Source organism: Alteromonas sp. W364 (assembly GCF_031846205.1).
GTDB classification, from domain to species: Bacteria; Pseudomonadota; Gammaproteobacteria; order Enterobacterales; family Alteromonadaceae; genus Glaciecola; species Glaciecola blandensis.
In genome coordinates this window covers 140,347-152,274 of the sequence record NZ_JAVRID010000005.1, presented here as the reverse complement: position 1 = coordinate 152,274, position 11,928 = coordinate 140,347, and the positions used below count along the sequence as shown (strand labels likewise).

10 protein-coding genes are annotated in these 11,928 nt (G+C 43.5%); 6 read left to right on the top strand and 4 right to left on the bottom strand.

What is annotated here, in order from left to right:
* Positions 1-138 precede the first annotated feature (138 nt).
* Positions 139-459, top strand: coding sequence for a met regulon transcriptional regulator MetJ (gene metJ / locus RM556_RS09780; protein WP_311361170.1), 321 nt, complete (start codon positions 139-141; stop codon positions 457-459).
* 7 nt (positions 460-466) lie between these two features.
* Here metJ and RM556_RS09775 read toward each other — a convergent pair whose 3' ends face one another.
* Positions 467-1,120: a DUF2959 domain-containing protein gene (locus tag RM556_RS09775; protein ID WP_311374484.1), complete on the bottom strand. Its 654-nt coding sequence runs from the start codon at positions 1,118-1,120 to the stop codon at positions 467-469.
* 217 nt (positions 1,121-1,337) lie between these two features.
* Between RM556_RS09775 and pip the strand changes: the two genes are divergently transcribed.
* From pip to RM556_RS09760, 3 genes are read left to right on the top strand one after another with little or no spacing between them, the layout of a single operon-like run.
* Positions 1,338-2,303: a prolyl aminopeptidase gene (pip, locus tag RM556_RS09770; protein WP_311361168.1), complete on the top strand. Its 966-nt coding sequence runs from the start codon at positions 1,338-1,340 to the stop codon at positions 2,301-2,303.
* Entirely contained in the window at positions 2,300-2,737 is a 438-nt protein-coding gene (gene dtd, locus RM556_RS09765; protein WP_311361167.1) for a D-aminoacyl-tRNA deacylase, read from the top strand. The genes pip and dtd overlap by 4 nt, the downstream gene beginning before the upstream one ends.
* A gap of 39 nt (positions 2,738-2,776) precedes the next feature.
* Positions 2,777-3,679, top strand: coding sequence for a bifunctional GNAT family N-acetyltransferase/thioesterase (locus RM556_RS09760; RefSeq protein WP_311374483.1), 903 nt, complete (start codon positions 2,777-2,779; stop codon positions 3,677-3,679).
* 30 nt (positions 3,680-3,709) lie between these two features.
* Here RM556_RS09760 and RM556_RS09755 read toward each other — a convergent pair whose 3' ends face one another.
* From RM556_RS09755 to RM556_RS09745, 3 genes are all read right to left on the bottom strand, one after another.
* Positions 3,710-4,303, bottom strand: coding sequence for a DUF4136 domain-containing protein (locus RM556_RS09755; RefSeq protein WP_311374482.1), 594 nt, complete (start codon positions 4,301-4,303; stop codon positions 3,710-3,712).
* 107 nt (positions 4,304-4,410) lie between these two features.
* Positions 4,411-4,884 carry a MarR family transcriptional regulator gene (locus RM556_RS09750; protein WP_311361164.1) on the bottom strand — a complete coding sequence of 158 codons (474 nt, stop codon included), beginning with the start codon at positions 4,882-4,884 and terminating at the stop codon, positions 4,411-4,413.
* A 20-nt stretch (positions 4,885-4,904) separates the two neighbouring features.
* The gene (locus tag RM556_RS09745) at positions 4,905-6,869 is read right to left on the bottom strand and encodes a choline BCCT transporter BetT (RefSeq protein WP_311374481.1); all 1,965 of its coding nucleotides are present in this window, start codon (positions 6,867-6,869) and stop codon (positions 4,905-4,907) included.
* Positions 6,870-7,141: 272 nt separating this feature from the next.
* Here RM556_RS09745 and RM556_RS09740 point away from each other — a divergent pair, with 272 nt between their 5' ends.
* Together RM556_RS09740 and RM556_RS09735 are read left to right on the top strand one after the other, a co-directional pair.
* Positions 7,142-9,793 (top strand): TonB-dependent receptor, encoded by a 2,652-nt coding sequence (locus RM556_RS09740; RefSeq protein ID WP_311361162.1) that lies wholly within the window; start codon positions 7,142-7,144, stop codon positions 9,791-9,793.
* Positions 9,794-9,892: 99 nt separating this feature from the next.
* On the top strand, positions 9,893-11,881 hold the full coding sequence (locus RM556_RS09735) for a sulfotransferase (protein WP_311374480.1): 1,989 nt from the start codon (positions 9,893-9,895) through the stop codon (positions 11,879-11,881).
* The last annotated feature ends 47 nt before the right edge of the window (positions 11,882-11,928 follow it).

The following is an 11,928-nucleotide window of genomic DNA, read 5'->3' as shown; positions in this document are numbered from 1 at the left end:
TTACTTGCTCACTTATAGACGTTTAGACGTCTAAATTACGTTTTATACACCTAGACGTCAAGAAGTTTACACTTCTAGATTGATATTTTTTCTATTCCAGTTAGAATTTTCATATAACTAAAACCATTAAGGATTCACATGGCAGAGTGGAACGGTAAATATATACATCCCTACGCAGAACACGGAAAGAAGAACGAACAGGTAAAAAAAGTGACCGTATCGATTCCTATCAACGTGCTGCAAGTACTTACCGATGAGCGCACGCGCCGTCAAGTAAACAACCTTCGTCATGCAACCAACTCCGAATTGCTATGCGAAGCTTTCTTGCATGCGTTTACTGGGCAACCTTTACCCGACGACGCTGATCTAAAAAAGGACAATCCTCACCGTATTCCTGCTTCTGCCCGTGAAATCATGGAAAAAATGGGGCTCGATATCGATGCTGCTGAAGCTGAATAAGCGACGGTTAGCCTTTTATACCCGCAATAAATTCGTCAGATTGTTTAATTGCTGTATTCATTTCAGCAATTAAGCTTGTCACATCTTGCTTAATATTATTAAACTCGCCTTGCAATGCACCAATCGCGTTTGCATTCAGGTTGTGTTTTAAGGCTAAGACATTGTCTTGCAGCGCAATTAATACGGGATCCATGCTTTTTTCTACCTTACGCATGGAGCGCAGTAATGAATCGTATTTTCGTTTTGTTTCATTGAGTTTACGTTTGCTGTCACGCTTCAAGGTCGCACTGTTAATTAAATCTATTTCGTCTTCCCACTCTTCAAACAAAGCAGTGGCTACATCTTCAACTTTAATAATTCTCGCGGTGACCGCAGCTGCGCTGTCTTTGCTTGCACCCAATTGATCACTTAAATTTTTGTAGACGCTTTCTAACTCACCGCCATCGAAGTTAATTAACGCGCTAAACTCTTCTAAGGCTGAGGAAAACTGTTCCTGAGCTTCTTTTTGTGAATCTTGAGCGTCTTCCACTCTATCTACTAATAAATCTCGCTTTTCTACACCTAGCTTTTCCCACATGCCATAGTAAGCATTGTCTACTACCGACTGGCAAGCGCTTAAGCTTAATACCAAAACAAACATCATTGTAAGTATACGAAACATAATTCTTCCTTTCTGATTAAGACTGAAAATATAATTTTATTACCTTATCAATGCCTTAGGTATGTTCATCCTTACTTTTTCCCAAAATACCGTCAGCAATGATCTGCTAAGCAAAATAATGAGTTATAATACCACAAATCAAATGTTACATTTGTAAATAGCTTGTATCTGTCGCGTAAACGACACTTGTATTAGTTTAACAATAGTATTGAGTAGTATGAACGGACTCTTCCATACAAATAGCGCATATCAAACAGGCTTTATGTCTGTTTCTCATGGGCACGAGATATACGTTGAACAAAGCGGCAACCCCGACGGTATACCTCTCGTTTACCTTCACGGCGGACCAGGCGCCGGCTTAGGTCGCAATTACCAATGGCCTTTTGATCCTATCAAATATCGTATTATCGGCATTGATCAGCGGGGCTGCGGGCGTTCAACTCCCTTTGGCGATACACAACACAATACCACGCAGCTATTACTCGACGATGTTGAATTTGTAAGAGAGTCTTTAGGCATTCAGAAGTGGGTGGTATTTGGCGGTTCATGGGGTTCAACACTTGCCTTAATGTACGGCATTATGCATCCGGAAAATTGTCTCTCTTTAGTATTACGCGGTGTATTTTTAGCTCGAGAAGAAGATTTTGATTGGTTCCTTAGACCGAACGGTTGTGCAGCGCAAATCTACCCAGAAGCATATAAAAACTTTTCATCTCATATAAAAGACTTATCTTCATCAAGCGCGGTGTGTGAACAATTTATCGAGCTGTTTAAACACTCGGATAAAAGCGTGAGCTTTCCTGCACTCAAGTCTTGGTACGATTGGGAAGGTTATATCTCACGGCTAGTCGCCCCCAGTGTAATGGCCAGTGACCTTAGTGCGGATGCCCAAGTGAAAAGCCTCGCTCTGCTAGAGTGTCATTACCTTTTGAACAAGTGCTTTATTGATGAGAACTTCATCCTCAACAATATCGATGCATTGAAAGGAACACCTTGTCATATCGTGCATGGTAGATATGACATGGTCTGCAAATTAGAGGCTGCGTACTCTGTTCAGCAAGCCTTACCTTTGTCCACATTGAAAATTGTCAACAATGCCGGACACAGTATGTCTGAAATCGGCATTGCTAACGAACTCACACGGATTATGAATAACATGTTTGAGTTGGGTGCGATCCGTTGAAAGGACTGATTCAACGAGTAACACAGGCATCAGTGACAGTCGGCAGTGAAGTCGTTGGCTCGATTGACACTGGTCTACTGCTATTTTTAGGCGTAGAACAAGGCGATTCAAGCGAGCAAATTCAAAAAATGGCTCGTAAAGTACACAACTATCGTATATTTCCTGACGAAAACGGTAAAATGAATCGAAGCCTCATTGATGTTCATGGCCAGCTATTAGTGGTTTCTCAATTCACTCTAGTCGCAGATACCTTAAAAGGTAACCGCCCCGGATTTTCACGCGGAGCAAGCCCCCAGCAGGGAGAGCTAATCTACCAAGCGTTTATTGAACACGTTAATGCTCAATACAAAATATGTGAAACCGGGCGATTTGGCGCAGACATGCAGGTCGCTCTAGTAAACGATGGACCAGTTACTTTTCATTTATCATGCTAATATAGTGTGTTGCACACATGGACGCAAAGAGGATTAGCAGTGTTTACCATCGCCACACCAAAAACCGAAAAAGAATTAGAAGATTATTTCCACTTTCGATGGCAATGGTTGCGAGAGCCATGGGGTTATCCTATTGGTTCCGAAAAAGACGAGTATGAAACTGTCAGTGAGCACCGTGTCATCTTAAACCCTTCAGGTGAGATCGTTGCTTGTGGAAGAATACATCTAAATACTTCAGAAGAAGCACAAATACGCCATATTGCAGTGGATAAACGATATCGTCGCAAAGGCGTCGGTCAAATCATATTGTCTGCCTTAGAATCCGTTGCTAGGGACTTAGGTGCCGAAAGAGCTGTAACCAATTCACGAGAAACATCCATGTCATTTTTCTCGGCCTGTGGTTTCCAAATCGAAAAAGAAGCGCCAAACGAACTCGGCAAACTTAAACGCACGCACATGTTCAAGCTGCTTGTTGATAACAATGTGCTGGTTCTGCATCCCAAGTGGTGCCAAGAGCTTCAGAGCACCTGGCACGAACAAATCCCGATCACTGAACATATGGGCATTAAGCTATACCAATACACTGAAAGAACAATTGAAACGCGTGCATCGCTGAACAAAAACATCAATCTGCACGGTTCCATGTTTGCCGGCAGTATCTTTTCTCAAGCCACACTTACAGGTTGGGGTATGATATTTTTACAGCTTAAACAAAAAGGTTTGGTTGGTGAAATTGTCTTAGGCGATGGTAATATACATTATCACAAGCCAATAACGATGAAGCCAAGAGCAGTATGCAATATTGAATCGGTAAAGGCTCGCTTTGACCTATTAACAGCGGGTAAGAAATGCCCAATCGATTTGAAAGTTGAATTGCATGACGGTGACACAGCGGTCGCTGAATTTACCGGTAAATATTGGGTACTACCGCCACAAGATTAAACCCCGTGGCGAAGCACCCATGATAGTGGATTAACTCGCCTTAGGAAACTCTGTTAACAAGACTTGAACTGACTTTGAAAGACCCTCAGGGTCAAGTATAGCACTTGCCTCATCATGCTCTTTCAGCTTTCTCTTTGCCGAGCCATACCACACAGCTTCACGCTTTTCTCGATCAAAAACATCAATCGCAATGCCGGCATGCAACACGGTGACTTTCGTCACTTCACCAACATCTCCGTCTTGATAGTTACTCATCCAACGCGCATTCTCTGAGAAATAATTAGGAAATTTCTCAAACTCTGTTTTCTCATTTGCGCCTACAGAGAACAAGACGACAAGATCAGCGTTTGTTCTCTCTTCGGTGAAGCGATAGCCTTTGGTCTCAAGCTCTTTTTTGATGCTTTCCATTACCTTGGCACTCATTTGTGGACTAGGCTGGAAATCGCCATTGATAAACATTGGGTCATCTTTAACCCAAGAAAACGTAGTATAGTTCTGCACAGCTTGCTTCGATTCCGTATTCACCATAAGCGCGGGCTCGACAGCACAAGCCGCCAAAGCCGTTACGGTACCGAGTGTTAAAAGTGTTTTAGTGATTAAGTTTTTCGTTGTGTTCACGTTCATATCAATCCTTAATATGTTGCCCTAAAACTGAAAAAAGGAAGTAAGAGCTGTTACTTCCTCATCGACTATAGCAGTGCTTTTTAAACTGTACAAATATTACACAGGAATTATTTTTCGATAATACTACCGATTTCGAGTACGGGCGATGCATCGACATCTTGCGCTCCCATCATCGTGGCAATACGCTGAAGCGTAGCAACCATTTGACTTTGCTCCCATTCTTCCATGCTATTAAAACTATTTGTAAAGTGCTCTTGGAAAGGCAATGGTGCGGTTTCAAGGGCTTTCTCACCTTCCTGAGTTAAAAATACACCGACTTTACGTTTGTCTTCTGTACTGCGTATCCTTTCCACTAAATTACGGGCTTCCATTCTGTCTAACACACTCGTCACTGTGGCAGAACTGAGATTAATGTCATCGGCAATTTCGCGGACCATTACCCCTTTTTGTTTACCCACTTTTTGTAATATGAGCAGTTGAGGGCCAGTCAGGCCAACTTCTTTGCTCAACTGTCGAGAGCGAATATCAATCGCTCTGATGATTTTTCTTAGCGCGACTAGCAACTCTTCATCTTTTTTCATAATAAACCTTTCACAGGCGCTTAACGCATTAGGTGGAGAAAATACAAGTGTTTGTGATATTGGTCAACAACATCGTTAATGAGTGCTGTTTTCGACCATCCCATCACGCAATAGTCTTGCCCACCCTCACCTAAGTGCACTTCTGCGCGATAATATTCGCTGTCGATTTCGGTGTCGCCCTCATCATCATTCGCAAACTCAGGTTGCAGATGACGCTTAGGACGAATTTCGTAGCTGAAACCCTGCGCTTCGCCTTGTTCCACATAAAAGCGTATGCCTTGTTCTGTTTGTTCGACTTCAGCGGCAATATCCAACGCTTTCAATTCCTCCTTCACTGATTCAAAGGATGGAAGCCCGACTTCGGTAATAAACTTCGATACACGTTGCTTGCTCGGAAAGTCAACAATGCTTTTCAATCGTTCCTTCCAACTCTCCTGATTACCGCTACTTTGCATCAGTGACGGAGCAATGAGCAAACTGTCGCGCTTGTAAGCTTCTATGCGAAGGGCTTTCACTAGGCCTAGCATCGCGATTAGGAGCACAACTGCAAAAGGTAAAGCACTGGCAATTGTCATGGTTTGAAGTGCGCTTATTCCATCCGAAAGCAACAACACCGCGGCAATAATGCCTACCCCAGCAGTCCAGTAAACACGCTGCCAAAGTGGTGTATTGTTATTTCCATGACTACATAACATATCGATGACCATTGCACCGGAATCACAGGACGTAACAAAAAAGACAACGATCATAAGGACCGCGATTACAGATAAAACACTAGACCAAGGGAACTGTTCTAAGAATAAAAATAAGGCAACCGGCGTATTGTCGTTCGCTAAAGTGCCAAGCATTTCATTGCCTTGGTTTAACACCATATCGATAGCGCTGTTACCAAATATCGTCATCCAGATTAATGTAAACACGGTAGGCACAAGCATTACGCCCAGAATAAACTCTCTGATTGTACGTCCACGAGAAATACGTGCTATGAACAAGCCAACGAACGGCGCCCAAGCTAACCACCACCCCCAATAGAAAATGGTCCAGCCACCGATCCAATCTGTTTTTTGGTAGGCAAACAAATTGAAAGTATTGCGTACGATGTCAGATAAATATGCACCGGTATTCTGCATCATTGCCTTTAGTAGAAAGACAGTTGGACCTAATATTAATATGAGAAAGAGTAAGCCAACCGCGAGCATCATGTTCAATTCAGAAAGGCGCTTGATGCCTTTATCAAGACCACTACCCACCGAGAGAATAGCAATAAAGGTAATGCCGCAAATGAGCATAACTTGCATGCTAGAGGTAGCTGAGAAGCCAAATAAATATTCGAGTCCTGCACTGATCTGCAACACACCTAAACCAAGCGAAGTAGCGACACCAAATAAAGTACCGATAACCGCGAAGATATCCACGGCGTTGCCTCGCCAGCCGTAAATCTTATCACCGATTAGCGGATACAGTGCTGAACGTAAAGTTAAAGGGAGCTCGTGTCTAAAACTAAAGTAAGCAAGGATAAGCGCAACGATGGCATAGATAGCCCAAGCATGAAGGCCCCAGTGAAAAAAGGTGGTTTTCATTGCTTCCTTTGCCGCCTCAATAGAGCCTGTCTCGACAGTCGGTGGCGACAAGTAGTGCATTAATGGTTCCGCAACACCATAAAACATCAAGCCTATGCCCATACCCGCAGCGAATAGCATAGATAGCCAACTGACATAGGAGTAATCGGGTGTAGCATGGTCGGGCCCTAGTTTTATATCGCTGTAACGGGACAGCCCGAGATAAAGCGTGAATATGAGAATAATCGCAACAACAAAGACATAGAACCAACTGCCGTTTTCTACAATCGTTGCTTGTAAGGCAGCGAAAAACTCTGCAGAGATTTCAGGAAGCACTAAGGTAAATGCTAGCAGGCCAATAACTAATACCGACGCGGGATAGAAGACCGCGCTATTCAACTTGCCTTTAACTACATCTTTATTCACTCATTACCCCTTTATTTCTATGAACGCCTAGCATATTACATTGCGTTGAATTAGACACTCTTATTCTACAGAAAGCTGTTACTTAGTGCACTATCAAAAAGCCGGAATAGGCCTCGAGCCAGCATACAAGGTTAAATTTGCCTATTTAATGTGGTACGATGTGGTTGAAATACATTCATGCCTAATAAATAGCACACTAATAATTAAGGTGAACTTATTAGGCATGAAGTGCATAAAAACCACAGTCAACGGAAATCAAGTAGGGGACACCATTGAAAATTAACAAGCTAAGCTACGCTATTATCACGGCATTAAGTGCATCATCGCTAGCAATGGCGCAAGATGCGACTGAAGTAAAAGAAGGCCCAAAGATCGAGACAATTGAAGTCACAGCAACAAAACGAACTGAATCTATTCAAGACGTACCTGTGACAGTAAGTGCACTCAGTGGACAAGCGCTCGAGAATCTTGGGGTGGATAACTTCCAAGACTATGTCGAATTTTTACCTAACGTTGTATTCCAAGGCACAGGTCCTGGCCAAAACGAAATTTATATTCGTGGTGCTGCAACCTCTCAAACGAACATTGCCGTTTCGACTGTGCAAGCCTTACAACCGTCTGTCGCTTTTTACTTAGACGAGCAGCCAGTATCAATGCAAGGTCGAAACCTTGATATTTATGCTGCTGACGTTGCTCGAGTGGAAGTGTTACCTGGGCCTCAAGGTACCTTATTTGGTGCTAGCTCTCAGTCTGGTACCGTGCGCATGATCACAAACAAGCCAAACTTCAATGGCTTTTCTGGTGGCGTAGACCTTGGCGCAAGCTTCACTAAAGATGGTGAAATGAGCAATTCAGTAGAAGCCTTCATGAACTTCACTTTACGTGATGATTTAGCGGTACGTGTTACTGCATATAATGACAATCAAGGCGGTTGGATCGATAACATCCGAAACGAGCCAGGCGAAGGCGGCTACATTGGCAGCGCTATTGTTATTGACCGTATTTCTGGTGGCGTTCTTCCAGATGCATCTCAAGCGTCTGTCGTATCACCGAATAACGATGCACTTGTTGAGAAAGATTCAAATGATGCTATTTACTCAGGTGTACGTGTTGGCGTAGCGCATGAAATTAATGCTGACTGGGACTTACTTGTCCAGCATACACAACAACAACTTGATACAGAGGGCGTATTCGCATATGACCCTAACCTTGAAGGTACGCAGTCTGTAAACCGTTTCCAAGCGGACAAAAACAGCGATACTTTCGGACTAACAACTTGGACACTAAGCGGCCGTTTAGCCGAGCTTGAAGTGGTTTATACCGGCGGGTTCTTAGACCGTGACATCGCATCAACTGTCGATTACACCGGTTACACTAACGGTGGTTTATTTGCTGCATACTACGTGTGTAACCACTACACCGCAGCAACACCAGCAGACGTTGAGTGTTTAGACCCAACTAAATTCTATAAAGAAGATACGGATACTTCTCGCGTTACTCACGAATTCAGAGTTAACACAGATGCATCTAAAGACTGGCGCATCACAGCTGGTGTGTTTTATGACTCACAAGAGCTAAGCACCGTTGGCCAGTTCAAAATTGCCAATACTGAACTTTTCCCTAACCTAGCCAGAACAACAGTCGGTCAGGAAGGTATCAATAGTGACGGTGGTCCATTCAATTCTGAAGTTAGCTTCGTAAACGATGTCACTCATGGAATCGACCAAATTGCTTTATTCGGTCAAGCAGAATATGACATTACAGATACCGTAACGGTCAGCCTTGGCGCGCGTTGGTACGAAATTGAAGACGAATATAAGGGCTCTACCTCAACGGTTGACGTCACTCGTCGAATTCGTGCATTTGGTTCCTTAGACCCAGCTGAGTTAGCCGCTGTAGGCGAAGATCCAGCTGCTATAGATGCCGCGATCGCCAGTGGTCAACTTGATGTATCGCTATTGGATGATGATGGCGTGCTTACCGTAGATGATGTCATTTACAAAGCATCCATTGATTGGAAACCGAATGACGATTTACTCGTGTTTGCAACTTACAGTGAAGGTTTCAGACCACCGGTAACAAACCGTGTTGGTGGTGGCTTAGCGACAAACCAATCAGGCGCGTTTGATGGCTTCAGAATCCCAGTCTATTCAACAACGGATACTCTGAAAAACTACGAAATTGGTATGAAAGGTGACTTCTTAGACGGCATCCTGCGTGTAAACGCAACGGCATATATGTCTGAAATAACGGACCTTCAGACTTCACGTTTCGACCCGACAAACATCAGCTTCTTGGTATTTACCGATAATGTCGGTGATGCCGAAATACAAGGTATCGATGGTGACATTACGTGGTTAGCAACCGATAACTTGGTTATCGATGCCTCTTTCAGTATTTTAGATACAGAACTGACTCGTATCAATGCGGAACTAGATGGCATTGCACCACCTGTTGGCGCAGCACTACCTTACTCAGCTGATTTCTCTGGTAACTTACGTGCGCGTTACTTCTACGAAATGGACAATGGCTTGACTGGCTTTGTTAATGGCTCACTGGTTTATACGGGTGACCGTTTGGCGGGCATGTCGATGGACGCTTATGTATTAGAAGACACTACCCGCTTAGTTTATGGTGTTGGCAGTGGCTTGAGCATCGAAAATGAAGCACCAGTATACGACGGCGTCGGTTATACCGATACCAACGGCAACTTGTTTGCTGGCGGACGTTACATCCAAGATGGTTACACACTAGCAAACGTTGCTTTCGGTGTGACTAATGATGAATGGAAGGCTGAAATCTACATCGACAACCTGTTTGATGAGCGCGCTGTATTGCACATCGATAATCAGCAGTTTACGCCAAAAGTAGTGACTAACCGTCCTCGCACCATTGGTTTCAGACTGTCTTACGACTTCTATTAAAAGTAGAAAGTAAGCACAGTAGCAAGACCCTAAGAAAGCCCCAAGTTGGGGCTTTTTTATGTTAAATTATCGAATAAAATAAGTATTATTGAAGAACCTATGTCTCAAAGCCCACCAAGTGCCCATCTAATTGCAGAAAAACTAAAAGCGATACAAACCCTTGTACAACAAGGCGTGTTCTCAAAAGTAGAAGCTGAAGTTAATGCTCTATTAGCCTTAGATATCGACACAGATAGCCGCACAATGGCGCATTACTTACTCGCGGTCAGCCTACGTTTGCAACAAGCACATACAAAAGCTATCGAGACATTGCACCAACTACTCGTCATTAATGCAGAACATGCACGAGCTCATCAAGAGCTCGCTTATAACTATCGAGCAATGGGTGAACAACAGCAGGCAAGTGTCCATTTTTACAAGGCCACTAAACTTAACCCAGCCTTATTGTCTGCGTGGCAGGCCTTGTTACCCGTGTATCAAGAGAATGGACAATCAGAAGCATTGCGCCTTTGCCAACAGCAAATAGGTAAACTAAGCCGTTTACCCAAACCAATTTTGGCTGCAAGCGATCTACTTTATGACGGGAAAGTGTTGGAGGCAGATGCCTTATGCCGACAATTCTTACAAACCAATAAGCACTCACTTGATGCTTTATTATTACTGGCTGAAATTGCCCTGCGCTTGAAAGCGATACCAGAAGCTGAATTCGTACTAGAGACTTGCTGCGAATTAGCACCGGATAACTTAGAAGCCAAATACGAGCTATTTAAGATTTATAGTAAACTTGGCAAGTTTTCGAAAGCGCTCGAACTCACAGAAGCTTTATGCAGCAAAGACACAGAGAATGTTTTCTATCAAGTAGCTAAAGCGACTGCATTAGTTGGTGTAGGTCAATTAAAAGAGGCTATCAATGTGTACCTCGCACTGATAGAACGCGGACGCGCTGAAGCCAATGTTTATCTTTTGTTGGGCCACGCATACAAAACTCAGGGTGACATTGCCCTATCTATTTCTGCTTATCAAAACGCTTATCAACAACAGCGCTTTTGTGGCGACGCTTATTGGAGTTTAGCCAACACCAAAACCTATCGCTTTGCCGAAGACGAAGTTGCTTCGATGCTGGCAGGTACACACGATCCAGAACTCGCTGTAAAGGAGAAAGTTCACTTACATTTTGCTTTGGGTAAATATTATGAAGATGAAGAGCAGTTCGACAAGTCTTTCTTTCATTATGAACAAGGAAACGCATTACAAAGTAGCACCTTGTCATATTCCAGTGAGAAGCATACTCAGTTTGTCCAAACCCAGATAAACACCTTCACCCCAGATTTAGTTGAGCAGCGGCACGAGATAGGCTGCAGCGATGGTGCACCGATCTTCATTGTCGGCATGCCCCGTGCTGGCTCTACGCTATTGGAACAGATACTGGCTTCGCATTCTCAAGTCGATGGCACGATGGAACTACACGAAATATTGGGTTTAGCCGCAACCCTGAGTAAAAAGCAAGGAAACAAGCCAAGCTATCCACTGAATTTGAAGCAGATCCCAAACGATCTATTTGCGAAATTTGGTCAAAAATTTATAGAAGAAACCAAAGTCTACCGTCAGGGCGCGGCTTACTTTATTGATAAAATGCCAAACAACTATATGCATATTGGTCTAATAAAGATGATATTGCCAAATGCAAAGATAATTGACGCTCGCAGAGAACCCATGGCTTGCTGCTTTAGTGGCTTTAAGCAATTGTTTGGCGAAGGACAGGAATTTTCCTACTCACTTGATGACATTGGTCAGTATTATCAAAACTACGAACGTTTAATGGCTCATTGGGACGCCTTATTTCCCGATGAAATTTTATTAGTGCGACATGAAGAAGTCGTGGCCGATACTGAAAACCAAGTGCGTCGTATTCTCGATTTCTGCGGTTTACCGTTTGAGCAAGCATGTCTCGACTTCCATAAAAACAAGCGCGCGGTGAAAACGCCCAGCGCTCAGCAAGTTCGACAGCCAATCTACACCTCAGGACTGGAACAATGGAGACACTTCGAACCCTACTTAGGTAGCTTGAAAGCCCGCTTTTCGAAATAAAAAAACGCCGATATTACTATCGGCGTTTTGGTGTAGCTTATATTTTG